The following is a 24307-nucleotide window of genomic DNA, read 5'->3' on the forward strand; positions in this document are numbered from 1 at the left end:
GTACGGGCCCCTCCCCCGTTGACGGCGGGTCAGTGATCGGCGGCCATCACCTCGACGATGCTCGACCAGGAGTCGGGGCCGTGGCCCTTGGCGATCGCCCGGTCGGTGACGCCCTTGAGGGCGGCGAGGTGGGAGACGTCCAGGCCGCGGCCCTTCGCGGTGTGCAGGATGTGGTCGACGCTGGCCGCCATCATGGCGAGGTTGGCGCCCTCGCCCGTGTACGAACGCGTGTCGATGTCCTTCGCCGTCTCAGCGGCGATCGGCGGCAGGATGCCCGCGATCGTGTTGAGGTAGGGGGCGAGCGACGCGCCGTCGATGCCCTCCGCACGGGCCAGCGCGAAGGCGTGGACGAGGCCGCCCATGGCTCCGTAGAAGAAGTCCAGCATCGCCATGTCGTAGGCGGCGGCGAGCCCGTGGTCCTCGCCGAGGAAGGTGGCGGGCGCGCCGAGCGCCTGGAGGGTGGACTCGTGCGCCTCGAACGCGGCCCGGTCGCCGGAGTGAAACACCAGCGCGTCCGCCGAGCCGACCACGTCGACCGGCACCATGATCGCCCCGTCGAGGTACGCCAGGGAGTGCTTCTCGGCCCAGGCGGCGGTCTCCCGCGACCGGGCCGGGGTGTCCGAGGAGAGGTTGACCAGGACCCGCCCCTCCAGCGCCCCGGCCAGCGGCTGCAGGACCGCGTCGGAGGCGTCGTAGTCGACGAGGCAGACCACGACGAGCCCGCTCGCCCGCACGGCCTCCTCGGCGGACGCGGCTCGCACCGCGCCCAGGGAGACGACGTCCTCGCCCTTCTCGGGAGAACGGTTCCAGACGGTGGTGGGGTGGCCGGCGGCCACGAAGGCGCGGGCCAGGGAGCGGCCCATGTCGCCGAGGCCGAGGACGGTGACGGGGGTGGGGCGGCCGGCGGTGGGGTCGGAGGCGGGGTCGGTGGTCGTGTTCGCTTGCGTCATGGGGATCATGCTGGGCGGGCGAACCGCCCCTGACCAGAACCCACTTGACTGTCAGATACGCACTTCCGGGAAAGCGTCCAGGTCAGTGCGGTTCAGGTCAGGGGCGGTTCAGGTCAGGGGCGGTGCGGCTCTGTGCGGTCAGGGGCGGTTCAGGTCGGTGGGGGTGGCCGGGGCGAGGACGTCCGCCAGCTCCTGGAACAGCTTCCGCTTCGGTCGGGCGCCGACGATCGACTTCACCGGCTCGCCCGCCCGGAAGACCATCAGGGTGGGTGTCGCCAGCACGCCGTACCGGACGGGGATGCCGGGTTCCCGGTCGACGTCGAGCTGGACGATCTTGATTCGGTCGGCCTCCTGGCGGGCGATCTCCCCCAGCACGGGGGCGAGTTGGCGGCAGGGGCCGCACCAGTCGGCGGTGAACTTCACCAGCACGGGCAGCGCGGATTCCAGCACCTCCGCCTCGAAGGTCTCCTCGGTGACGTCGGTGACGCCTTCGGTCCGGATCATGGGTGTCCTCCCAGTTCGCAACGGGGTTCCGGTCCGCCGGCCAGGGTGGCCGACGCCTCCAGCTCGGCTCGGGCGAGCTGTGCGCCGACCTCGGCCCGCACCGACGTGAGCTGGCCGATCAGCGCGTCCAGCTCGTCGAGCTTGCGCCGGTAGCCGGCGAGCGAGGCGGGACAGGAGTCCCCGGCCGGGTGACCGGCGCGCAGGCAGTCGACGAAGGGCCTCGTCTCCTCCAGGTCGAACCCGAAGTCCTGCAAGGTCCGGATCTGGAGGAGGAGGCGCAGGTCGCCCTCGTCGTAGCTGCGGTAGCCGTTCTCCGCGCGCCGCGCGGGCAGCAGTCCGCGCGACTCGTAGTAGCGGAGCGTCCGCGTCGTCGTCCCGGCTCGTCTCGCCAGCTCCCCGATTCGCATGGGACGAACGTATTCCTTGACGCCGACGTCAACGCAAGGGCACAACGCAAGGGCGTCGGCGCCGCGCCGTCAGTTGGCGCGGGCCGCCGTCCGCCGGCGTACGGCCCAGATGATGCCGCCGCCCGCGGCGACCGCCGCGGCCGCCATGCCGACGAGCGGGGCGGTGGAGTCCGAGCCGGTCGCGGCGAGGTTGCCGCCGGTCGTCTGCGGGGTCGCGCCGCCGGCCGTCGAGCCGCCCGTGTCGGCGGAGCCGCCGGTGGTGCCGGTCCCGCCGACGGAGCCGGAGCCTCCGGTGGCCGGGGAACCGCCCGTACCCCCCGTACCGCCGGTGGAACCGGTGGAGCCGGTGGAGCCCGAGGTGTCCGATTCCTTGCCGGTGTCGATCACGATCTGCGCGGTGTCATTGGCCGCGTTCCGGTCGAAGGGTCGCTCCTGCCCGCTGAAGGAGACCTCGCCGGTGGTGCGGCCGACCGCCTTGTCGATGCGCAGGACGAAGGGGTAGCTCTCGCCGCCGTCCGCGTCCACCCAGGACTGCGAGGTCCCGCAGCTGTAGTGCGTCTTGGTGACCGCGTCGCAGTATCCGTGCGCCTTGACGACGGAGGTGCCCTTCGGGATGCGGATGTCGACGGTGGTCACGCTCTGGTCGATCTTCCCCTGCACCCGGGCGGGGCCCTTGTTGGCGAACTTCACCGTCGCGTCGACCTTGTCGCCGACCTTCCCCTTCAGCTCGGCGCCGGTCAGGCCGAAGTCGGCGGTGTTCGCCGCGGTGACGGCGGCCTCCGCGGTCGGTTCGGGGTGGTTCTTCCGGTCGGCGTCGGTGGCGGGGCCCTTCTCCACGAGGGTGAGCGGGTCACCGGTGCCCTGGACCGGATCGGTGGAGCCGCTGTCGCCCTGGTCCGGGTCCGGCTCGGTGACGCCCAGCGTCACCCGCAGGTCGTCGTTGAGCGCGGAGCCGAGCGCCTTGAGGGAGAGCGGCTTCTCCGTCCCGTAGACGACGCCCGGCTTCAGCGGCTGGTCGATCTTGCAGGCGGCGACGTGGGAGTCGGGCATCTCGTCGTGGGAGGGGATCGTGTAGTAGCTGCAGTTCTTGTACATCTCGTCGGCCTGGAGACCGGGTGACACCGCGTATGTCACGTAGGAGACGGGCACCTCCTCCGTCCCCTTGTTGAGGAAGGTCAGGGGTGTGGAGAACGCGCTGCCGGCCTGAACCCCCTTGATCGGTGCGATCGTTCCGACGCCGAGGTCCGGCTCCGGCTCGGCGGCGAGCGCCGGCACGGCGCCCAGCGCCACCATCGCTGCGGCGGCTACGGCGGCGGTCCCGCCGCGCAGGGTACGGCTGCGGGAAGGGGGGATACGCATGGAAGTCCTTCGGTCGTGGGGGCTCGTGGGCGGACTGCGGTCCTGCACCTCTCAAGACCGGTGCCGGACGAGGAGGGTTGTGCGGTCCGGAGCAGTCGTGACAGAACACGGACACAAGGCACCAGTACCGGACACGGAGACCGAGGACACCCGTACCGGGGGTACGGGTGTCCTCGGGTGGGGGGGGCGCCGCAGTGGCTGTGAAGGATGAGGGAGGTGGGGGCGGGGCGTCGGGTCAGACCTTCGCGGGCTGCTCCGCGGTGTCCCGCTGCTCGGGGACCTCGCCCGAGCCGCCTGCCGGGGCGTGGTCGTCGACGAGGGTCTTCTCGTCGAACGGGACCCGGCCGGCCAGCACCTCGTCGACCCGGTCCTTGTCGATCTCCTTGGTCCAGTGGCCGACCAGCACCGTGGCGACGGCGTTGCCCGCGAAGTTGGTCAGCGCGCGGGCCTCGCTCATGAAGCGGTCGATGCCGACGATCAGGCCGACGCCGTCGACGAGCTCGGGGCGGTGCGACTGGAGTCCGCCGGCCAGGGTCGCCAGACCCGCGCCGGTCACGCCCGCCGCGCCCTTCGAGGCGATGATCATGAAGATCAGGAGCGAGATCTGCTCGCTCGCGCTCAGCGGGTCGCCCATCGCGTTGGCGATGAACAGCGAGGACATCGTGAGGTAGATCGCGGTGCCGTCGAGGTTGAAGGAGTAGCCGGTCGGCACGGTGATGCCGACGACGGGCTTGCTGACGCCGAGGTGCTCCATCTTCGCGATCAGCCGCGGCAGGGCCGACTCGGAGGAGGAGGTGGACAGGATGAGCAGGAACTCGCGTCCCAGGTACTTCAGCAGCGAGAACAGGTTCACCCCGGCGACCAGGCGCAGGATCGCGCCGAGCACCACGAAGACGAACAGCGCGCAGGTGACGTAGAACCCGATCATGATGATCGCCAGGGACTTCAGGGCGTCGAGGCCCGTCTCGCCGACCACCGCGGCGATCGCGCCGAACGCGCCGACCGGGGCGGCCCACATGATCATGGCGAGGATGCGGAAGACGAGGCGCTGGATGTGGGTGATGCCGCGGATGATCGGCTCGCCGGTCGAGCCCATCGCCTGGAGCGCGAAGCCCGCGAGCAGCGCGACGAGCAGGGTCTGGAGGACCTCGCCCGCGGTGAAGGCGGAGACGATCGTGGTCGGGATGATGCCGAGCAGGAAGTCCACGGTGGACTCGCTCGCGCCCGACGCCTGCGCCTCGCCGGCGGCCCGCGCCTGCTCGGTGATGTGGAGGGTGGAGCCGGGCTCCAGGACGTTGCCGACGAGCAGGCCGATGGCGAGGGCCACGGTCGACATGACCAGGAAGTAGCCCAGCGCGAGACCGCCGACCGCGCCGACCTTGGCGGCCTTGCGCACCGAGCCGACGCCCAGGACGATCGTGCAGAAGATGATCGGCGAGATCATCATCTTGATCAGGTTCACGAAGCCGGCGCCGATGGGCTTCAGCTCGACGGCCACCCCGGGGGCCGCGAAGCCCACCAGGATGCCGAGCGCCACGGCGGCGATCACGGCGATGTACAGGTAGTGGGTGCGGTCCCGTTGTTTGGCTGCCACAGCCATGGTGGGGCTCCTCGGCTCAGTCATAGCGCCCCCGTCCCTGGGGGCTTCGGTGACTATCCACTGAGCTGTGACCCCGGTCACCCTTGCGTTCATATCGTTCACGGTCACTTTTCAGCCACCCGGGGGAGCCCCGGCGGGGCGAGGCAGACTGTGGGGTATGCGCCTCCCCCGTACTCGCCCCCGATCCCTGGCGGGCCAGCTCTTCGCCATGCAGGTCGTACTGATCGCCGCGGTGGTGGCCGGGTGCGCCGTCTTCGCGTACGTCTCGGGCAGCGCGCAGGCCGAGGAGACGGCCGCCCGGCAGGTGCGGGTGGCGGCGCTGGCGGTGGCCGACTCCCCTTCCGTACGGGAGGCCATCCGCACCCCGGACCCGTCCGCCGCGCTCCAGCCGTACGCGGAACGGGTGCGCGAGGACACCGGGATCGCCTTCATCACGATCATGGACACCGAACGGGTCCGCTGGACACATCCGGACACCGATCAGATCGGGGACACCTTCCTCGGGAACACCGCGAAGGCCCTGCGCGGGCAGACCTTCACCGAGACGTACACCGGCACACTGGGCCCCTCGATACGGGTGGTGACCCCGATCCGCGACAGCGGGCGGATCGTCGGCCTGGTCAGCGCGGGCATCACCGTGGACCGGGTCTCCTCGCAGGTACGGGACCAGCTCGGCGCGCTCGCGCTGGCGGCGGGCGGGGCGCTGGCGCTCGGCGGGATCGGCACGTACGTGGTCAACGCCCGGCTGCGGCGGCACACCCACGGGATGAACGCGGCCGAGCTGAGCCGGCTGCACGACTACCACCAGGCCACCCTGCACGCGGTGCGCGAGGGGCTGCTGATGCTCGACGGGCGGCGGCGGGTCGCGCTGATCAACGACGCCGGGCGGGAGCTGCTGGGTCTGGAGCCGGACGCGGAGGCGGTCGGCCGTACGGTCGACGAGCTGGCCCTGCCCGCGCCGCTGACCGGGGCACTGCTGGCGTCCGAGGCGCGGGTGGACGAGCTGCACCTGACGGCGGAGCGGGTCATCGTGGTCAACACCCGTCCGGTGGTGGGCGGTGAGCGGCGCGGCACGGTGGTGACCCTGCGGGACCACACCGAGTTGCAGGCGCTGACCGGGGAGCTGGACTCGGAGCGCGGTTTCACGCAGGCGCTGCGCTCCCAGGCCCACGAGGCGGCGAACCGGCTGCACACCGTGGTGTCGCTGATCGAGCTGGGCCGGGTGGAGGAGGCGGTGGACTTCGCGACGGCGGAGCTGGAGCTGGCGCAGGTGCTGACCGACCGGGTGGTGGGGGCGGTGGAGGAACCGGTCCTGGCGGCGCTGCTGCTGGGCAAGGCCGCCCAGGCACACGAGCGGGGCGTGGAGCTGGTGCTCGCGGAGGACAGCCTGATCGACGACGGGGCGCTGCCGCCCTCGCTGGCCCAGCGTGATCTGGTGACGATCCTGGGCAACCTGATCGACAACGCGGTGGAAGCGGCTTCGGACGGCGCCGACGCCGGCTCGGACGTCGGCGCCGCGGCGGTGCCCGCGCCCCGGACGCCCGGAGGCCCGGTGGGGCGGGCCCGGGTCACCGTGACGGCACTCGCGGACGAGCGGGAGCTGCTGCTGCGGGTCGCGGACACCGGAGCGGGCATCCGCCCGGAGGCGGCGGACGAGGTGTTCCGGCGCGGCTGGTCGACGCACGGGGCGGGGCGCGGGCTAGGTCTGGCGCTGGTGCGGCAGGCGGCGTACCGCAACGGGGGCACCGTGGAGCTGGACGCGGGTCCGGACGGCGGCGCGCGGTTCACCGTACGGCTGCCGCTTCCGGCCCGGGCGTCGGCGGGTTCGCGGCCCACGTCCGGATCCGGGTCGGCGCCCACCCCCGGGTCCGGATCAGCGCCCGGGTCCGGGTCCACGCCCGGGTCCGCGCACCAGGAGGTCACGGCATGATCCGGGTCCTGGTGGTGGAGGACGATCCGGTGGCCGCCGACGCCCACCAGATGTACGTCGAGCGGGTGGAGGGCTTCACGGTCACGGCGGTGGCGCACACCCGGGCGGCGGCGGTGCGGGCGCTGGAGCGGACGCCGGTGGATCTGCTGCTGCTCGACCTCTATCTGCCGGACGGACACGGACTCGGGCTGCTGCGCTCGCTGCGCGCCTCCGGCCACGGGGCGGACGTGATCGCGGTGACCTCGGCGCGGGATCTCGCGGTGGTGCGGGAGGGGGTGTCGCTCGGCGTCGTGCAGTACGTGCTGAAGCCGTTCACGTACCCCACGCTGCGGGACCGGCTGGTGCGGTACGCGGAGTTCCGGGGCGCCGCGGGGGAGGCGAGCGGGCAGGAGGAGGTGGACCGGGCGCTGGGCGCGCTGCGGGTCGCGCATCCGGCCACGCTGCCCAAGGGGCTCAGCGGCCCGACGCTGGAGTCCGTGACCCGGGTGCTGAAGGAGTCGCCGGAAGGGGTGACGGCGGCCGCCGCCGGGGAGCGGCTGGGCATGTCGCGGATCACGGCCCGGCGGTATCTGGAGCACCTGGTGACCGTCGGCAGCGCCACGAGGCGTCCGCATTATGGGCAGGTCGGCCGACCGGAACTGCACTACCGCTGGCTGGCCTCGGGGCGCTGACCGTTCGCCACGGGAATGGCCGACAAGCGCTTGCCGGTCGGTTTCACGGCCGTGGCACGCCCCTCCGGAGGAGCAAAAGAAAGCGCTGGTGGGACGGCATTCGCGTACCGCCCGCCCGGTTCGCGACTGGAGGTTCCTACGAAGCGTGATCTGTGGGGAACGTACCGTAGCCAGGGCGGAAATGGACTTCTACGGTGGGCCCGTGCACCCCATCCCGCCATTCAACGCCCCCGCCGCGCGCCGTCTCCGCGAGGCTCTGGGGATGGCTCCCGGCCATGTCGCCTACGGGCTCGCCGCCCAGTACGGACTCCGGATCAGCGCAGAGACCGTCATCGCCTGGGAGCGCGGCCTCGCGACGCCCGGGGAGCGCGAGCTGACCGCCCTCGCCGGCGTCCTCTGGTGCGCCCCCGGGGAGCTGCTGGCGGCCGCCGCCACGCTGCGCGAGCACCGGATGACGCGGGAACTGACCGTGGACGATCTGGCCCGCCTGCTGGGGATGACCGGCGCCTCGTACCTGCGGATGGAGGAGTCGGGGCGCTGGCGGGGCAACGAGAAGCAGTCGGCGGCCCTGTGCCGGGCGCTGGAGCTGACGGCCGCGCAGTTCCTGACGGCGACGGGCCGCGACGCGGAGCTGGCGGAGCTGCTGAGCAGCGCGGTCACCACGCGCTGGCAGGCGTACGTCCGCCCGGTCGCCAAGATCGTCCCGCTGGACCGGGCACTGATCCAGGAGGTGCTGGAACAGCTGCACGCCGACTACCAGGCCCTGATGGTCTCCACGCTGAGCTGGAGCAGCACGGGCCAGGAACGCGCCGGGTCGACGGGCGACGCGGGCCGGGCGTTCCTGTCCCGGGTGGTGGACCAGTTCTGGCGGACCGCCGGGGTGTGACCCCGCACGGGCCACCCGTGCGGCCCGTGCGGTTCCGGAGGGGCTGCCGCTGCCTGAAACACGACCACCGGAAGGGCGGCTAGAAGACGGACTCGGCCTCGTACATCCGCTCGGCGGGCACCCTCTTCAGCTGGGTGACGGCGTCGGCGAGCGGGACCATGGCGATGTCGTTGCCGCGCAGGGCGGTCATCCGGCCGAAGTCGCCGCGGTGCACGGCCTCCACGGCGTTCCAGCCGAAGCGGGTGGCGAGCACCCGGTCGTACGCGGTCGGCGTGCCGCCGCGCTGGACATGGCCGAGAATGACCGGCCGGGCCTCCTTGCCGAGCCGGGTCTCCAGCTCGATGGCCAGGCGGTTGCCGATGCCCTGGAAGCGCTCGTGGCCGTACTGGTCGATCGCGCCCTTGGCGTACGGCATGGAGCCCTCCGCCGGGTGCGCGCCCTCGGCGACGCAGATGACGGCGAACTTCTTGCCGCGCGCGAACCGCTCCTCGACCATCCTGACCAGGTCGTCGACCTGGAAGGGGCGCTCGGGCAGGCAGATGCCGTGGGCGCCGCCGGCCATCCCGGACTCCAGCGCGATCCAGCCCGCGTGCCGGCCCATGACCTCGACGACCATCACACGCTGATGGGACTCGGCGGTGGTCTTGAGACGGTCTATGGCCTCGGTCGCGACGCCCACCGCCGTGTCGAACCCGAAGGTCCGGTCGGTGGAGGAGATGTCGTTGTCGATGGTCTTCGGGACGCCGACGACCGGCATGCCCGCGTCGGAGAGCATGCGGGCCGCGGTGAGCGTGCCCTCGCCGCCGATCGGGATGAGCGCGTCGATGCCGTAGCGGCGGGACAGCTCCTCGCAGTTCTCGGCGGCCTCGCGCAGCCGGTCGCGCTCCAGGCGGGCCGAGCCGAGGATGGTGCCGCCGCGGGCGAGGATGCCGCTGACCGCGTTGAGGTCGAGGGGGCGGAAGTGGCCGTCGAGCAGCCCCTTGAAGCCGTCCTCGAAGCCGATGACCTCGTCGCCGTGGCCGACCACGGCCCGGTGGACGACCGACCGGATCACTGCGTTCAGGCCGGGGCAGTCGCCGCCCGCGGTGAGAATTCCGATGCGCATCGAGGTGTGTCTCCTGCTCGTTAGTCGCGCTTTTCCGGGAGACCGACCGTGGCGGCCTCCGTGCCCTGAACCAGGACGATTGTCCCACGCCCGGCACGGGCCCCGCGCTTTCGGCCGGGCGCAGGGGGTAGGAGGGCCCTCGGGCGGGGGCCGCTGTGCCCGGCCGACAGGGCGAGGCCTCCGGCGGGCGGCATAGCGGCCCCCGCAGGTATCGTCAAGAGGCAATGCAGACCAATGCCGCACCCGGCGGATCACCGGGCGGGCACGGGGGCGTCACCGCAGGTCCGGACGGCCTACGGGTCGCGGCACCGAACACGAGGACGGGAGAGCACGCGTGGCGCGCAGCGTGTACGTGACCGGGATCGACCGGGGGGACGGCCGGCAGGTCGTCGAGCTGGGAGTCATGGAGCTTCTGACGCGTCAGGTGGACCGGGTCGGCGTCTTCCGTCCGCTGGTCCACGACGGGCCCGACCGGCTCTACGAGCTGCTGCGGGCCCGCTACCGGCTCTCCCAGAGCCCGGCCTCCGTCTACGGTCTGGACTACCACGAGGCCTCCGCCGTGCAGGCGGAGAAGGGCACGGACGAGCTGGTCTCCCGGCTCGTCGAGCGCTTCCACCAGGTGGCTCGCGACTACGAGGTGGTCCTGGTCCTGGGCAGCGACTTCGCCGCCACCCAGCTCCCCGACGAGCTGGCGCTGAACGCCCGGCTGGCCAACGAGTTCGGGGCCTCGGTGATCGCTGTGGTCGGCGGCAAGGGGCAGAACGCGGAGTCCGTGCGCGCCGAGACCCGTAACGCGTACCGCGCCTACGCGGGCCTCGGCTGCGATGTGCTGGCCATGGTGGTGAACCGGGTCGCCGCCGAGGACCGCGAGACGATCGCGGAGCGGCTCGCGGCCCGGCTGCCGGTGCCCGTCTCCGTCCTGCCGGACGACCCGGCGCTCTCGGCGCCCACGGTCGCCCAGATCACCGCGGCGCTGGACGGCACGGTGCTGCTCGGCGACGACTCGGGACTCGCGCGCGACGCGCTGGACTTCGTGTTCGGCGGGGCCATGCTGCCGAACCTGCTGAACGCGCTGACGCCCGGCTGTCTGGTGGTCACCCCCGGGGACCGGGCGGACCTGGTGGTGGGTTCGCTGGCCGCGCACAGCGCGGGCACCCCGCCCATCGCGGGCGTGCTGCTGACCCTGAACGAGCGCCCCGGCGAGGAGATACTCACGCTGGCCGCCCGGCTCGCACCGGGGACCCCGGTCGTGTCGGTGGCCGGCGGCTCCTTCCCCACCGCCGGTGAACTCTTCGCCCTCGAAGGGAAGTTGAACGCGGCGACCCCCCGCAAGGCGGAGACCGCCCTCGGCCTGTTCGAGCGACATGTCGACACCGGCGCCCTCCTCGACCGGATCTCGGTGGCCCGCAGCGGACGCGTCACGCCGATGATGTTCGAACACGAGCTGCTGGAACAGGCCCGCTCCGACCGCAAGCGCGTGGTGCTGCCGGAAGGAACCGAGGAACGGGTGCTGCGCGCCGCCGACGTACTGCTGCGCCGGGACGTCTGCGACCTCACGCTGCTCGGCGACGTGGACGTGATCCGGAAGAAGGCCGCCGACCTCGGCATCGATCTCGCGGACACCCAGCTGATCGACCCGCAGACCTCGGAGCTGCGGGGCGTCTTCGCCGAGCGGTACGCCGAACTGCGCGCGCACCGCGGGGTGACGGTGGAGCTGGCCGTCGACGTGGTGGCGGACGTGAACTACTTCGGCACGCTGATGGTGCGGGAGGGTCTCGCCGACGGGATGGTGTCCGGGTCGGTGCACTCCACGGCGGCCACGATCCGACCGGCGTTCGAGATCATCAAGACGAAGCCGGACGCGTCGATCGTGTCGTCCGTCTTCTTCATGTGCCTGGCCGACAAGGTCCTCGTGTACGGCGACTGCGCCGTCAACCCGGACCCGGACGCGGAGCAGCTCGCGGACATCGCCGTGCAGTCGGCGGTGACGGCGGCCCGGTTCGGCGTGGAGCCCCGGATCGCGATGCTGTCGTACTCCACCGGGACCTCCGGCTCCGGCGCGGACGTCGACAAGGTGCGCGAGGCCACCGAGCGGGTGCGGGCGGAGCGGCCCGAGCTGCGGGTGGAGGGGCCGATCCAGTACGACGCGGCGGTCGAGCCGTCCGTCGCGGCGACGAAGCTGCCCGGCTCCGAGGTGGCGGGCCAGGCGACCGTGCTGATCTTCCCGGACCTGAACACCGGCAACAACACCTACAAGGCCGTGCAGCGCTCGGCGGGCGCGGTGGCGGTCGGCCCGGTGCTCCAGGGGCTGCGCAAGCCGGTCAACGACCTGTCGCGCGGCGCGCTCGTCCAGGACATCGTCAACACCGTGGCGATCACGGCGATCCAGGCGCAGGGCGAGGAGCGCCCCGCATGACGACACCCACTCCCCCGGCCACTCCCCCGGCCACCGACTCCGGAAACGAAAGCACGGCAGCCCCTGTGGAACCGCACCGCGTCCTCGTCCTCAACTCCGGCTCCTCGTCGGTGAAGTACCAGCTCCTCGACATGCGCGACCGCTCCCGGCTCGCCTCGGGCCTGGTCGAGCGGATCGGCGAGGAGACCTCACGCCTGGTGCACACGCCGCTGACCGGCGGCGATGCCGAGCCCCGTGAGCGTACGGGCCGGATCGCGGACCACGACGCGGCGCTCAAGGCGGCGGCCGATGAGCTGGCGGCGGACGGCCTCGGCCTCGACTCCGCCGAACTCGCCGCGATCGGGCACCGGGTGGTGCACGGCGGGCTGCGGTTCAGCGCGCCGACCGTGGTCACCGACGAGGTGCTGAAGGAGATCGAGCGCCTCGTCCCGGTCGCACCGCTGCACAACCCGGCGAACATCACGGGCATCGTCACGGCGCGGGCGCTGCGGCCGGACCTGCCGCAGGTCGCGGTCTTCGACACGGCGTTCCACACGACGATGCCGGAGGCGGCCGCGCGGTACGCGATCGACGTGGAGACCGCCGACGCGCACCGCATCCGCCGCTACGGCTTCCACGGCACCTCGCACGCGTACGTCTCCCGGAAGACGGCCGAGCTGCTGGGCCGGGCGCCGGAGGACGTGAACGTCATCGTGCTGCACCTGGGCAACGGGGCGTCCGCGTCGGCGGTCGCGGGCGGACGGTGCGTGGACACCTCCATGGGGCTGACGCCCTTGGAAGGGCTCGTGATGGGTACGCGCTCCGGGGACATCGATCCGGCGGTCACCTTCCACCTGAAGCGGGTGGCGGGCATGTCGGCCGACGACATCGACGTCCTGCTGAACAAGAAGAGCGGGCTGGTCGGCCTCTGCGGCGACAACGACATGCGGGTGATCCGCCGCCGGATCGACGAGGGAGACGAGCGGGCCGCGCTGGCCTTCGACATCTACATCCACCGGCTGAAGAAGTACATCGGCGCCTATACGGCGGTGCTCGGCCGAGTGGACGCGGTGGCGTTCACGGCGGGGGTCGGGGAGAACGCGGCCCCGGTGCGGGAAGCTGCCATCGCGGGCCTGGAGGAGCTGGGCATGGCGGTGGACGCCTCGCTCAACGCCGTACGGTCCGGAGAGCCGCGGCTGATCTCGCCGGAGTACGCGCGGGTGGCGGTCGCCGTGGTACCGACGGACGAGGAGCTGGAGATCGCCGACCAGACGTTCGCGCTCGTCGGCCGTCCGTAGCCCGCGAGGCTCGGAGGGGTCGACAACTGAGCACCCCCGCGCCCCTTTGTACCTTCCACCAGACGGAATATTCCGCAGTGAAACAAACCGATAGGATCCGCCTCATGCGCCGTTCCAAAATCGTCTGCACCCTCGGTCCCGCCGTCGACTCCCATGAGCAGCTCGTCGCTCTGATCGAGGCCGGCATGAGCGTGGCCCGTTTCAACTTCAGTCACGGTTCCCACGAGGAACACCAGGGCCGTTACGACCGTGTCCGCAAGGCGGCCGCCGAGACCGGCCGCGCGGTGGGCGTGCTCGCCGACCTCCAGGGCCCGAAGATCCGGCTGGCGAAGTTCGCCGAGGGCCCGGTCGAGCTGGTCCGCGGGGACGAGTTCACCATCACCTCCGAGGACGTCCCCGGCGACAAGTCGATCTGCGGCACGACCTACAAGGGGCTGCCCGGCGACGTCGTCAAGGGCGACCCGATCCTGATCAACGACGGCAACGTCGAGCTGAAGGTCGTCGCGGTCGAGGGCCCCCGGGTGAGGACCATCGTCATCGAGGGCGGTGTCATCTCCGACCACAAGGGCATCAACCTGCCCGGCGCGGCGGTCAACGTCCCCGCCCTGTCCGGGAAGGACGTCGAGGACCTGCGCTTCGCGCTGCGGATGGGCTGCGACCTGGTCGCGCTCTCCTTCGTCCGGGACGCCGAGGACGTCAAGGACGTCCACAAGGTGATGGACGAGGAGGGCCGCCGGGTCCCCGTCATCGCCAAGGTGGAGAAGCCGCAGGCGGTCGAGCACATGGAGGGCGTCGTCATGGCGTTCGACGGTGTGATGGTGGCCCGCGGCGACCTGGCCGTCGAGTACCCGCTGGAGAAGGTCCCGATGGTGCAGAAGCGCCTGGTGGAGCTGTGCCGGCGCAACGCCAAGCCGGTGATCGTGGCGACCCAGATGATGGAGTCGATGATCACCAACTCGCGGCCGACCCGCGCCGAGGCGTCCGACGTCGCCAACGCGATCCTGGACGGCGCGGACGCGGTCATGCTCTCCGCCGAGTCCTCGGTGGGCGCCTACCCGATCGAGACGGTCAAGACGATGGCGAAGATCGTCGTCGCGGCGGAGGAGGAGCTGCTCTCCAAGGGCCTCCAGCCGCTGGTCCCCGGCAAGAAGCCCCGTACGCAGGGCGGTTCGGTGGCCCGCGCCGCCTGCGAGATCGCGGACTTCCTGGACGGCAAGGCCCTGGTCGCCTTCACCCAGTCCGGCGACACCGCCCGCCGCCTCTCCCGCTACCGCACGGCCCAGCCGATCCTGGCCTTCACCACGGACGAGGCCACCCGCAACCAGCTCGCGCTGAGCTGGGGCGTCGAGTCGCACGTCGTCCCGCACGCGGACAACACCGACGCGATGGTCGACCTGGTCGACGCGGAGCTGCTGAAGCTGAACCGCTACAACGACGGCGACACGATGATCATCACCGCCGGCTCGCCCCCCGGCATCCCCGGCACCACCAACATGGTCCGGGTGCACCACCTGGGCGGCGAGCGGGACTGACCCGCACCCCGCACCGACAGGGCCGTGGGCCGTACTCCTGGTGAGGAGTACGGCCCACGGCCCTGTGCGGCTCCCGGACGGGACCGGGGGCGGGCGGCTGTCAGCCGTTGCCGCCGTCGAGGTAGTTCTTCAGTCCCGGAACGGTGAGCGTGCCGCCGAACTGGCCGGCCTGGACCACCGTCACCTTGGTGAAGAAGGCGAAGGGGACGTTCAGCGGCGGCGGGGTCTGGGGGCTGAAGGTGATCGGGATGAGACCGAAGAGGTTGCCCTTCAGCTCCTCCGTGTACATCGTCACCTCGCCGTCGCGGATCGTCGAGGTGGATCCTGGCCGCGACTTCACATGGCCGGTCGTGCCCGCGGGGCCGACCGTCAGCTGGTGCAGGTCCTTGATGTCGATGGAAGCGGCGGTGAACTTGAGCACCTTCTTGATGCTGCCGTCCGCCTTCCTCACCTCGACGATGCCGTGGTAGTCCAGGCCGTTGAGGGTGAGCAGCGTCGACTCCAGGATCCACGGGTCGGACGGGAGCAGCGGCATGCCGGGCTCCAGTTCGGCCGCGGCGAGCGCGTCCGGGTCGGGCTCGGGGCACGGGAAGCGGGGTTTGGCACCGTCCGGGATGTCCTCGTCCTTCTTGGGGTCGAGTCCCTTGACGTCCTCGTCGAGTTCCTCGACGTCCTTGCCCGCCCTCCCGGCCGCTTCGCGGATGGCGTCGGCCGTCCTGTCGGACGTCTCCTGCGCCTTGTCCGCCGCGCTCCCGGCCAGGTCCTTCGCCGGGTCCTTCGCCGCGTCGGACGGCTCGTCGGAGGGCTTCGGGGCCTCGGTCGTGCGGCTCGGGGACGGACTCGCCGGCTTCTCGGTCCCGGCCTCGCCGTCCGGCCCGTCGAAGAGGTCCTTGAGCGCGTCGCCGACCCCGAGCGGGTCCAGCGGGTTCTTCGACTTCGTGGGCGTCGGGGTCGCGGAGGGCGCCTCGGCGGGCGCCTCCCCGGCGGTCCGCGCCGACTTGTCCGCGTCCGCGTCGGGCTTCGCCCCGTCGGCGGAACCGCCGGCCGAGGGCGAGGTCGTGGGCGTGGCGGTGGCGTCGTCGCCGGGCTTCGCGTCCTTGTCGGACTCGTCCTTGTCGGACTCGTCCTTCGCCGTGGCCGACGGGGACGGGGTGGCGTTCGGCGACTCGGACGCGCTCGGCTCGTCGGACCGGGTGACGCACGGTCCGGGCGCGAACGGGATGTCGGCACGGTCGTCGGCCAGGGCCAGCTTGGGCGTCAGCCCCATGCCCACGAAGACCGCCGTCGGCATCGCGGCGAGCGCCAGGGCCTTCTTGCCGCTGGGCAGGTGGAGTTTGGTCAGCAGCGACTTCCTGGGGGCCGCGTGACGGGGGCCCCTGCGCTCGCGGAGGTCGTCGCCGGGGTGGGCGTTCATCTGCTGTCCGTCGTCACCCCGCACGATGCCTCCCGCCGTCGGCGTCGGCTGCCAGGTCGTACCCGGCGCCCTGCTGCTGCGGCACGGCCGCGGCGCGCGACCCGCCCGCGGAGCGCTCCTCGTCGGGGTGCTCGGCGAGCGGTGTCCCGTCGGCGTCCTCCGGCTTGCCCGGGGCCCAGGAAATGGACATGGCTCCGCCGACGAGGGCGAGGGCGAATCCGACGACGAAGCCGCCGATGTTGGCGACGGGGATGGAGATCAGCGCGAGCAGGATGGCCGCGACACCGGCGAAGACCCGCACGATGCTGTGATACCACATCGTCAGGCCGAGCGTGATCAGCAGGACCCCGATGATCAGGGATCCGGCGCCGGCCGTGGTGGACATGGCCAGCGTCATGTTGCCGAGCGTCATGCTGGCGTACGGGAAGTAGGCGATGGGGATCCCACCGGCCATGGTGAACAGTCCGGCCCAGAACGGCCGGTGACCCCGCCAGGCGCGGAAGCGTCGCCGAATGACGCGGATGTAGTGCTCGTTCTGCCCTGTGGACTCGGGGCTCATGGAAAACAGCTCCCTGGAACCGGTACTGCCGTGAGATGGGGAGGGTGGGTGACCGGAAGGCCCGGAGAGGACGTTCCGGTCACCCTGGCCGGAGTGCTAGAAGCACTCCTTGACGCCGGTGTGCAGCTTCAGCTTCAGGTCGCTGAGCTTGAAGGTGCCGGCGGTGGTCGCCCACGCCGTCTGCTTCACCTTGGTCAGGACGGCCCGGTCGGCACGCTGTGCGAAGCCCGCCTTGTTGGCCTTGGTACCGGGCTGGATGCCTATCCCGTTCGGCCGGTTCTTCTTCTTCAGCGAACCTGCCGCGACACCGATGTCGATGTTCTCGAAGTCGGCGTCGGCGTCCAGCTGTGCGACGTCCAGGTAGAGGTTGGTGGCCTCGACCGGCCGGTCCGGGTCGGTGCCGGCCCTCAGCTCAAGACTGACGCTCTTGCCGATGAAGGGGACCTCCGGCGTGACCACCGACTGGCACATGTTGGTGATCGTGGCGCTGCTGAAGCCCGACACCGCGACCGGGTGCGCGGCTTCCTTGCCCTTGAGGTCCTTGCCGACCGCGACACTGCCGTACTGGACGAAGTCGTGGCCGTCCAGCTTGTCGGTGCTGACCTTGAAGCTCTGCCCGGACACACTGAACGACGCGGCGAGCGCGCCCTGTGCGAGGCCGACGCCCACCGCCGCCGTGGCGACGACGCTCGGCACCATGACCAGGGCGAACCGCTTCCATCTCGTCCCACCGCGAACCTGGGAACTCATACTTGCTCCTTCTTCTCGGACGTACATCTCCGGTCCGGGCGTCGTGCCCGTCCGGGGATGGGAGAAGTGCTACGTCCTCGGGAAGGAGAGCGCCCGCACTCGGAGACGTGTCCCGCATCCGATCCACCGGCGTTCACCCCCGAGCGACAACCACTGGCCGCGCTGTCCGCGCGGCCGGTCGGACAGGCCCCGCCCGGTGGGCGGGAACCCCCCTGTCCGCGGCCGGCGCCACTGCCGCCGACCACTCGGTGGGGACCCAACAGACCCTCGGGCACCGGCTGGAGACCGGGCCGAGGGTATGGGACCGAGCGTGGCCGATCGTGGTGCATTCACGGCCGTGACACAAGGGGGATCATTACTCGCTAGTAACGGCCCGATAACCACAGGACGACAGGGTGGCGTCACGCGGCGACACAGGGTGGCACGAAAGGGACATCCGAATGGCGGGAAACTTCCTGGAAACAGGACAGAATCACCGACCCGCCTTACTGCGAGTAACAGCTTGCATCTTTGTCAAGATTTGGTAAAGCGCGGCCTTCTCGCGTTCCTCTTTGGCGTCAGGACGGCAAAACGGCCGCGCCGCCCGGGGGGCGGTGCGGCCGTCTTGTCACATCGGAACAACCGGGCGCGTCCGGAGCGGACCTGAGGTAACGGAAGACCCGGGCTCAGAACAGGACGCGGGCCAGTGCGGTGCGCGCGGCGGTGACCCTGGGGTCCTCCGGACCGATCACCTCGAACAGTTCGAGGAGTCGCAGCCGGGCGGCGTCGCGGTCGTCGCCCGCGGTACGGCGGACCGCTTCGACGAGCCGGCCGAAGGCGTCCTCGACATGCCCGCCGACCAGGTCGAGATCGGCGGCGGCCAGCTGGGCGTTCACATCGCCCGGACTGTCCGCGGCTTCCTTGCGGACCGCCTGCGGGTCCAGGCCCTGGACGCGGCCGAGCAACTCCGCCTGGGCCAGACCCAGCTTGGCCTCCGGATTGCCCGGATCATCCGCGAGGACGTTCTTGTACGCCTGGACCGCGCCACCGAAGTCATTGGCGTCGAGAGCGGACGCGGCGGCCTCCAGCACGGCGTCGTACGGGCCGGCCGGCGCCTCGGCCGGGACCGCGTCCGCCGGAGCGGCGTCCGGGTCGACGGCGATTCCGGTCAGCCCGAAGCGCTCCTCGCCGACCTGGATCAGCTGATCAAGCGTCTCGCGGATCTGGCCCACGGGGGCCGCGCCCTGGAAGAGCGGGAGGGCCTGCCCGGCGACGACGGCGAAGACCGCCGGGATGCCCTGGATGCCGAACTGCTGCATCAGCATCTGGTTCGCGTCGACATCGACCTTGGCCAGCAGGAAGCGGCCGTTGTACTCGACGGCCAGGCGCTCCAGCAGGGGGCCCAGCTGCTTGCACGGCTCGCACCACTCGGCCCAGAAGTCGATGACGACGGGGACTTCGGCGGAGCGCTGGAGGACATCGCGCTCGAATCCGGCTTCGTCGACGTCGATCACCAGGGCGGTGGGCGCGACGGCGCCGGCGCCGCCGGTACGGGCGGCCTCCGCGCGGGCCTGCTCCGCCTTGACCTTGGCCTCACCGGCCGCCTTGACAGCGGCGAGGTCGACAACGCCGCTCATGGACATGTTCCTAGGCTGCATGCGTACATCCTCCCCCCTGAGCACACCGTTCCGGAAAGCGAGTGCGAGAACCGGACCCGCCCGGGCGCCCCCAACCGGTGTGCGGGGGGCGGACGGGCCGAGGCGGTCCCGGCTCCCCGGAGCGCCCGTGGGGCCCGGAGGAACCGGTAGGGCCCCTGAAAGACCCTGGCTGGAACTGACCGGACCCCGAAAGGCCCGGGTGGACCTTCCGGATCCCCATCCGGCCGGTCCGTGCGGCTCCGGGTCCCCACCCGGCGCCCGGGATCCCCGTAAGGACCCCGATGGTTGTCACTCGTTCGTTCCGTGGCGCAGGGGGCGATCCGGCCGCCTTCCTTACGCTACGACCCGTAGCGTAACCGCCGATCACCCCGCCCGGACAGGTGCTCCCGGTGATCTGTCTCACGGGCACCGGAGCACAACCGTCTCCCCTACCGGCCGGTATGGTCGCCGCATCATGAACCACAGCGACCCCCGAGCCACCCGAACAGGACGTCCGCGGAGCACCGCGGCCGATGCCGCGATCCTCGAAGCGACGCGGGCGTCCCTGGTCGATCTCGGCTGGTCGAAGCTGACGATGGGCGATGTGGCGACCCGGGCCGGTGTCGCCAAGACGACCCTGTACCGGCGCTGGGCGGGCAAGAACGAACTGGTCGTGGACGCGGTCGCCGTCCTCTTCGACGAGCTGGAACTGCCCGACCGGGGCAGCCTGGCCGCCGACGTCCAGGGCGTCGTGCTCCAGTTCGCCGCCCTGCTGGAGCGGCCGGAGGCCCGTACGGCGCTGATGGCGGTGGTCGCCGAGTCCACCCGCGACGAATCGTTGCGCCTGAGGATCCGCTCGGCGATCGTGGACCGGCAGAAGCGGCTGGTGCTGCTGGGCCGGGAACGCGCCCAGGCCCGCGGCGAGCTGCGGTACGAGGACGACTCCTCGACCGCCGCCCGCAACGCGGACCTGATCTTCGACGTGATCGCCGGAGCCGTGGTGCACCGCACTCTGGTGAGCGCGGAGCCGGTGGACTCCGCGTGGGCGAGCGGCTTCACCTCACTGCTCCTGCTGGGGCTGGCGGGCGCGCAGGCCGGGTAGCCGGGGCCGGAACCGGGCGCACGCGGCGGCCTCCGTGGCCCGGCGGGAAGCCACCGGGCCACGGAGAGGGTGACGGGCCCTCAGAAGCCCGGCGGCTCCGTGTAGGTGCCCCACTCCTCGCGCAGCACCCCGCAGATCTCGCCGAGCGTGGCCTCGGCCCGTACCGCGTCCAGCATCGGCGCGATCATGTTCGAGCCGTCGCGGGCGGAGGCGAGCATCGCGTCGAGGGCGGCGGTCACCTTGGCGTCGTCGCGGTGGGACTTGCGGTCGGCGAGCTGGCTGACCTGGTCGCGCTCGACCTCGTGGCTGACCCGGAGGATCTCCAGGTCGCCGGTGACCGAGCCGTGGTGGACGTTGACGCCGACGACCCGCTTGTCGCCCTTCTCCAGGGCCCGCTGGTACTGGAACGCGGACTCGGCGATCTCGCCGGTGAACCAGCCGTCCTCGATGCCGCGCAGGATGCCGGAGGTCATCGGCCCGATGGGGTGCTGCCCGTCGGGGTGCGCCCGGGTGCCGCGCTCCTTGATCTGGTCGAAGATCTTCTCGGCCTCGGCCTCGATCCGGTCGGTGAGCTGTTCCACGTACCAGGAGCCGCCCAGCGGGTCGGCCACGTTGGCGACGCCGGTCTCCTCCATCAGCACCTGCTGGGTGCGCAGGGCGATCTCGGCGGCCTGCTCGGAGGGGAGGGCGAGGGTCTCGTCGAGGGCGTTGGTGTGGAGCGAGTTGGTGCCGCCGAGCACGGCGGAGAGCGCCTCGACGGCGGTGCGCACCACGTTGTTGTACGGCTGCTGCGCGGTGAGCGAGACGCCGGCGGTCTGGGTGTGGAAGCGGAGCCACTGCGCCTTGTCGGTCCTGGCGCCGTACGTCTCCTTCATCCAGCGGGCCCAGATGCGGCGGGCGGCGCGGAACTTGGCGATCTCCTCGAAGAAGTCCAGGTGCGCGTCGAAGAAGAAGGAGAGCCCGGGGGCGAAGGTGTCGACGTCCAGGCCGCGCGAGAGGCCAAGCTCCACGTAGCCGAAGCCGTCCGCGAGGGTGTACGCCAGCTCCTGCGCGGCCGTCGCCCCGGCCTCGCGGATGTGGTAGCCGGAGACGGAGAGCGGCTTGTAGGCGGGGATGTCGCGGGCGCAGTGCTCCATCAGGTCGCCGATGAGGCGCAGGTGGGGCTCGGGCTGGAAGAGCCACTCCTTCTGCGCGATGTACTCCTTGAAGATGTCGGTCTGGAGCGTGCCGTTGAGCACGGCCGGATCGACGCCCTGGCGCTCGGCGGCGACCAGGTACATGCAGAAGACGGGCACGGCCGGGCCGCTGATCGTCATCGAGGTGGTGACGTCGCCGAGGGGGATGTCCCCGAAGAGGACCTCCATGTCGGCGGCGGAGTCGATGGCGACCCCGCAGTGACCGACCTCGCCCAGCGAGCGCGGGTCGTCGGAGTCCCGGCCCATGAGCGTCGGCATGTCGAAGGCGACGCTGAGGCCGCCGCCGCCCGCAGCGAGGATCATCTTGTAGCGCTCGTTGGTCTGCCGCGCGTTGCCGAAGCCGGCGAACTGGCGGATCGTCCACGTACGGCCCCGGTAGCCGGTGGCGTGCAGTCCGCGGGTGAAGGGGTACTCCCCCGGCCAGCCGATCCGCTCGAATCCCTCGTACGTGTCGCCGGGGCGTGGCCCGTACGCGGGCTCGACCGGGTCGCCGGAGAGCGTGGTGAAGTCCGCGTCACGCTTGCGGGCCTTGTCGTAACGGGCCTGCCAGCGGAGGCGGCCTTCCTCGATCGCGTCAGCGTCCATACCTCGAATTTACTAGGACGTCCTAGTAAATGTCGATGGCAAACCGCCCGGCGCTTTTCGCGCGGGGCGGTTCGGGGTGGTCCGACAGCCTCTCAGGCCTCGGCGGTCACCGGTGCGGGGTCGGTGACCAGGGCGCGGGCCTCGCGGCTGACCTTCGGTTCGACGAAGAACGAGGCGAAGGGGATGCAGCCGGCGGCCAGCACCCACAGGAGCTTGCCGAAGGGCCACTTCGCCTTGGAGCCGAGATCGAACGCGAAGACGACGTAGACGATGAACAGCACGCCGTGGATCTGCGAGATCAGCATGGTGTCGCCGGTCTCGAAGCCGTACTTCGCGATGATCGCCGCGGTGAAGACGAGCAGCCAGACGGCGGTGACGTAGGCCATCACCCGGTAGCGGGTGAGCACGTTCTGTTTCATGACTACGAGCGTAACGGGACGACCGGCGCGATCTTCGCGCGACCCCGGCCTCACCGGAGGCCCGCGTTCACTTCTCCTCGAAGTCCTGGGCCGCCACCCGCAGCGGACGCAGCATGGCGAAGATCTCGGCGCACTCCTCGGAGTCGTACACCCCGAGCCCGAAGTCGATCGCGACCAGGTCCCGGGTGGCCGCCTCGACGACGTCGCGGCCCTTGTCGGTGATGGACGCCAGCGTTCCGCGGCCGTCGTTGGGGTTCGGCCGCTTCTCGACGAGACCGGACCTGACCAGCCGGTCCACGGTGTTGGTGACCGAGGTGGGATGCACCATCAGCCGCTCCCCGATCTTGGACATCGGCAGCTCACCGGCCTTGGAGAAGGCGAGCAGCACCAGCGCCTCGTACCGGGCGAAGGTCAGCCCGTACGGCTTGACGACGGCGTCGACCTCGGCGAGCAGGATCTGCTGGGCCCGCATGATCGAGGTGATCGCCCCCATCGAGGGCACGGGTCCCCAGCGCTGCTGCCAGAGCTCGTCGGCGCGGGCGATGGGATCGAAGGCAAGACTGAGCGGCTTCGGCACGGCATCGACCTTACCGATTGGTCACATGCCGGTCAGCCCCGTCTCGTCCTTCGGTATCGGACATGCGTCCGGGGGCTGTCCTGCGGACCTCGGCGACCAGCAGGAGGGTGCAGACGGTACCGATGATTCCGGATCCGGCGACCACCTGGTGCACGGGGAAGAACTCGGCCGCGAGCCCCGCCAGCGCCATCCCGAACCCCTGGACGGTCATCAGCCCGGCGGTGAGCAGCGTCATGGCCCGGCCGCGCAGCTCCTGGGGCACGGCGTCGACGAACCACTGGTCGAGCCCGATCACATAGGCGGCGCCCGCACCGGCCAGGGCGAGGGCCGCCAGGGCGAGCAGCAGACCGGGGCGGACCGCGTACACGAGGAGCGGGAGCAGGCCGACGGCCGCGACCGGCAGGACGATCCGGGAGCGGTTACGGGGGCCGAGCGCGGCGCCCACGAACAGCTCGGCCCCGATGTGCCCGACGGCCATCGCGCAGAGCAGCAGCCCGAGCGCGGCGGGCGGGGCCCCGATCGCGTCGGCGTACGGGGCGGCGAGCGCCTCCGGGGCCACCACGAACATGGGGGGCAGCCAGAACAGCAGCATCAGCGCCCGGATACGGCGGTCGCCCAGCACCAGGCGGGCTCCGGCGAACGACTCCTTCAGCAGCGTCCCGCCGCCGCCGTCGCCGGTGGCGGCACGAGCGGGCCGGTCGCGGGTGCCGAAGCGGAGCAGGGCCGCCGAGCAGAGGAAGGTCACCACGGTGACGGTGATCGCGCCGCGCGGCGACAGCACGGTGAGCAGCACCCCTCCGGCGCCGAACCCGATGAGCATCGCGCTCTGCGAGACGATCCGCAGCAGCGAACGGCCCAGCACGTAGAGGTCGCCCTCGCCGAGGATGTCGGTGAGCGCCGCCATCCGCGTCCCGGTGAAGACGGGCGCGACGGCGGCGACCAGGCAGCGCAGGGCGAGGAGTCCGGCGACCGGGGTGGCGGGCACCAGCATCACGGCGACGCAGGCCGCGCAGAGCAGGTCGCAGACGACCAGGACGCGGCGGGCCGGGTAGCGGTCGGCGACCCCCGCGAACAGCGTCCCTCCGATCATGTACGGCAGCAGCCCCAGCGCGAACGTCAGTGCGCTGAGCAACGGGGAGCCGGTGAGGTCGTAGACGAGCACGGTGAGCGCCAGCTCGCTGACGACGACGCCGAGCAGCGAGAGGAGGTGCGCGGCGAAGACGGCCCGGAATTCGGTGACGGCGAAGACGGCCCGGTAGCCGCGCGGGGCGGCGGAAGCCGGGGCCTTGGGGGCGGGGGCCTTGGGTGCGGTGGGCTCCCGGAGCGTGGGCCCGGGGCCCGGGTCAGGGCGGGCGGCACGCTCCGGGGGCGGAGCCGGGACCGGCGCCGCCGGGGCGGGCGGGGTACGGGGTGTGTCCGCCGGGGCGGGTCTTTCGGTCGGCATGGGACGAG

21 protein-coding genes are annotated in these 24307 nt (G+C 71.6%); 7 read left to right on the forward strand and 14 right to left on the reverse strand.

From position 1 onward, the window contains the following. Nucleotides 1–29: 29 nt before the first annotated feature. The 5 genes from AB0F29_RS27865 to AB0F29_RS27885 form a co-directional block, all read right to left on the reverse strand. A complete protein-coding gene (locus AB0F29_RS27865) occupies nucleotides 30–950 on the reverse strand; it encodes an NAD(P)-binding domain-containing protein (RefSeq protein ID WP_361877330.1) in 921 nt (306 codons plus the stop codon). 138 nt (nucleotides 951–1088) lie between these two features. Further along, a complete protein-coding gene (trxA, locus tag AB0F29_RS27870; protein WP_361877332.1) occupies nucleotides 1089–1454 on the reverse strand; it encodes a thioredoxin in 366 nt (121 codons plus the stop codon). Next, nucleotides 1451–1861 carry a MerR family transcriptional regulator gene (locus AB0F29_RS27875; protein WP_361877335.1) on the reverse strand — a complete coding sequence of 137 codons (411 nt, stop codon included), beginning with the start codon at nucleotides 1859–1861 and terminating at the stop codon, nucleotides 1451–1453. The genes trxA and AB0F29_RS27875 overlap by 4 nt, the downstream gene beginning before the upstream one ends. A gap of 69 nt (nucleotides 1862–1930) precedes the next feature. Continuing rightward, nucleotides 1931–3220 carry an LAETG motif-containing sortase-dependent surface protein gene (locus AB0F29_RS27880; RefSeq protein ID WP_361877338.1) on the reverse strand — a complete coding sequence of 430 codons (1290 nt, stop codon included), beginning with the start codon at nucleotides 3218–3220 and terminating at the stop codon, nucleotides 1931–1933. A 235-nt stretch (nucleotides 3221–3455) separates the two neighbouring features. After that, nucleotides 3456–4820, reverse strand: a complete 1365-nt coding sequence (locus AB0F29_RS27885; RefSeq protein WP_361877341.1) for a cation:dicarboxylase symporter family transporter — start codon at nucleotides 4818–4820, stop codon at nucleotides 3456–3458. Between the two features lie 157 nt (nucleotides 4821–4977). Here AB0F29_RS27885 and AB0F29_RS27890 point away from each other — a divergent pair, with 157 nt between their 5' ends. The 3 genes from AB0F29_RS27890 (at nucleotide 4978) to AB0F29_RS27900 (ending at nucleotide 8307) form a co-directional block, all read left to right on the forward strand. Beyond that, nucleotides 4978–6750 (forward strand): sensor histidine kinase, encoded by a 1773-nt coding sequence (locus AB0F29_RS27890; RefSeq protein ID WP_361877344.1) that lies wholly within the window; start codon nucleotides 4978–4980, stop codon nucleotides 6748–6750. Further along, nucleotides 6747–7421, forward strand: coding sequence for a response regulator (locus AB0F29_RS27895; protein ID WP_361877347.1), 675 nt, complete (start codon nucleotides 6747–6749; stop codon nucleotides 7419–7421). Before AB0F29_RS27890 ends, AB0F29_RS27895 begins: the two co-directional genes overlap by 4 nt. Before the next feature lie 181 nt (nucleotides 7422–7602). Next, nucleotides 7603–8307, forward strand: a complete 705-nt coding sequence (locus AB0F29_RS27900) for a helix-turn-helix transcriptional regulator (RefSeq protein WP_361877354.1) — start codon at nucleotides 7603–7605, stop codon at nucleotides 8305–8307. 79 nt (nucleotides 8308–8386) lie between these two features. Here the strand turns inward: AB0F29_RS27900 and AB0F29_RS27905 are convergent, their stop codons facing one another. Next, nucleotides 8387–9412: an ATP-dependent 6-phosphofructokinase gene (locus tag AB0F29_RS27905; protein WP_265599278.1), complete on the reverse strand. Its 1026-nt coding sequence runs from the start codon at nucleotides 9410–9412 to the stop codon at nucleotides 8387–8389. 334 nt (nucleotides 9413–9746) lie between these two features. On the opposite strand from AB0F29_RS27905, the gene pta reads away from it, so the two are divergent. The 3 genes from pta (at nucleotide 9747) to pyk (ending at nucleotide 14637) form a co-directional block, all read left to right on the forward strand. Further along, the gene (gene pta, locus AB0F29_RS27910) at nucleotides 9747–11828 is read left to right on the forward strand and encodes a phosphate acetyltransferase (RefSeq protein ID WP_361877358.1); all 2082 of its coding nucleotides are present in this window, start codon (nucleotides 9747–9749) and stop codon (nucleotides 11826–11828) included. A gap of 65 nt (nucleotides 11829–11893) precedes the next feature. Further along, nucleotides 11894–13105 carry an acetate kinase gene (locus AB0F29_RS27915; protein WP_361877641.1) on the forward strand — a complete coding sequence of 404 codons (1212 nt, stop codon included), beginning with the start codon at nucleotides 11894–11896 and terminating at the stop codon, nucleotides 13103–13105. Nucleotides 13106–13209: 104 nt separating this feature from the next. Then, complete coding sequence (gene pyk / locus AB0F29_RS27920; RefSeq protein WP_361877361.1) at nucleotides 13210–14637, forward strand: pyruvate kinase; 1428 nt, start codon at nucleotides 13210–13212, stop codon at nucleotides 14635–14637. Between the two features lie 100 nt (nucleotides 14638–14737). Here the strand turns inward: pyk and AB0F29_RS27925 are convergent, their stop codons facing one another. From AB0F29_RS27925 to AB0F29_RS27940, 4 genes are all read right to left on the reverse strand, one after another. Beyond that, the gene (locus tag AB0F29_RS27925; RefSeq protein WP_361877363.1) at nucleotides 14738–16075 is read right to left on the reverse strand and encodes a hypothetical protein; all 1338 of its coding nucleotides are present in this window, start codon (nucleotides 16073–16075) and stop codon (nucleotides 14738–14740) included. Continuing rightward, entirely contained in the window at nucleotides 16065–16610 is a 546-nt protein-coding gene (locus tag AB0F29_RS27930; RefSeq protein WP_361877366.1) for a DUF6114 domain-containing protein, read from the reverse strand. The genes AB0F29_RS27925 and AB0F29_RS27930 overlap by 11 nt, the downstream gene beginning before the upstream one ends. A gap of 96 nt (nucleotides 16611–16706) precedes the next feature. Further along, nucleotides 16707–17360 (reverse strand): DUF6230 family protein, encoded by a 654-nt coding sequence (locus AB0F29_RS27935; protein WP_361877369.1) that lies wholly within the window; start codon nucleotides 17358–17360, stop codon nucleotides 16707–16709. A 665-nt stretch (nucleotides 17361–18025) separates the two neighbouring features. Beyond that, nucleotides 18026–18997: a tetratricopeptide repeat protein gene (locus tag AB0F29_RS27940; RefSeq protein WP_361877372.1), complete on the reverse strand. Its 972-nt coding sequence runs from the start codon at nucleotides 18995–18997 to the stop codon at nucleotides 18026–18028. A 454-nt stretch (nucleotides 18998–19451) separates the two neighbouring features. On the opposite strand from AB0F29_RS27940, the gene AB0F29_RS27945 reads away from it, so the two are divergent. Further along, nucleotides 19452–20078, forward strand: a complete 627-nt coding sequence (locus AB0F29_RS27945) for a TetR/AcrR family transcriptional regulator (RefSeq protein ID WP_361877374.1) — start codon at nucleotides 19452–19454, stop codon at nucleotides 20076–20078. An 80-nt stretch (nucleotides 20079–20158) separates the two neighbouring features. On the opposite strand, the gene AB0F29_RS27950 is transcribed toward AB0F29_RS27945, so the two are convergent. The 4 genes from AB0F29_RS27950 to AB0F29_RS27965 form a co-directional block, all read right to left on the reverse strand. Beyond that, on the reverse strand, nucleotides 20159–21859 hold the full coding sequence (locus AB0F29_RS27950) for a methylmalonyl-CoA mutase family protein (protein WP_361877376.1): 1701 nt from the start codon (nucleotides 21857–21859) through the stop codon (nucleotides 20159–20161). Nucleotides 21860–21951: 92 nt separating this feature from the next. Beyond that, the gene (locus AB0F29_RS27955; RefSeq protein WP_361877379.1) at nucleotides 21952–22278 is read right to left on the reverse strand and encodes a DUF3817 domain-containing protein; all 327 of its coding nucleotides are present in this window, start codon (nucleotides 22276–22278) and stop codon (nucleotides 21952–21954) included. A gap of 67 nt (nucleotides 22279–22345) precedes the next feature. Further along, nucleotides 22346–22855 carry a MarR family transcriptional regulator gene (locus tag AB0F29_RS27960; protein ID WP_361877382.1) on the reverse strand — a complete coding sequence of 170 codons (510 nt, stop codon included), beginning with the start codon at nucleotides 22853–22855 and terminating at the stop codon, nucleotides 22346–22348. A gap of 10 nt (nucleotides 22856–22865) precedes the next feature. Continuing rightward, a complete protein-coding gene (locus AB0F29_RS27965) occupies nucleotides 22866–24299 on the reverse strand; it encodes an MFS transporter (RefSeq protein WP_361877385.1) in 1434 nt (477 codons plus the stop codon). Nucleotides 24300–24307: the final 8 nt, after the last annotated feature.

The sequence above is a fragment of the Streptomyces sp. NPDC026589 genome (assembly GCF_040638385.1).
Classification (GTDB): domain Bacteria; phylum Actinomycetota; class Actinomycetes; order Streptomycetales; family Streptomycetaceae; genus Streptomyces.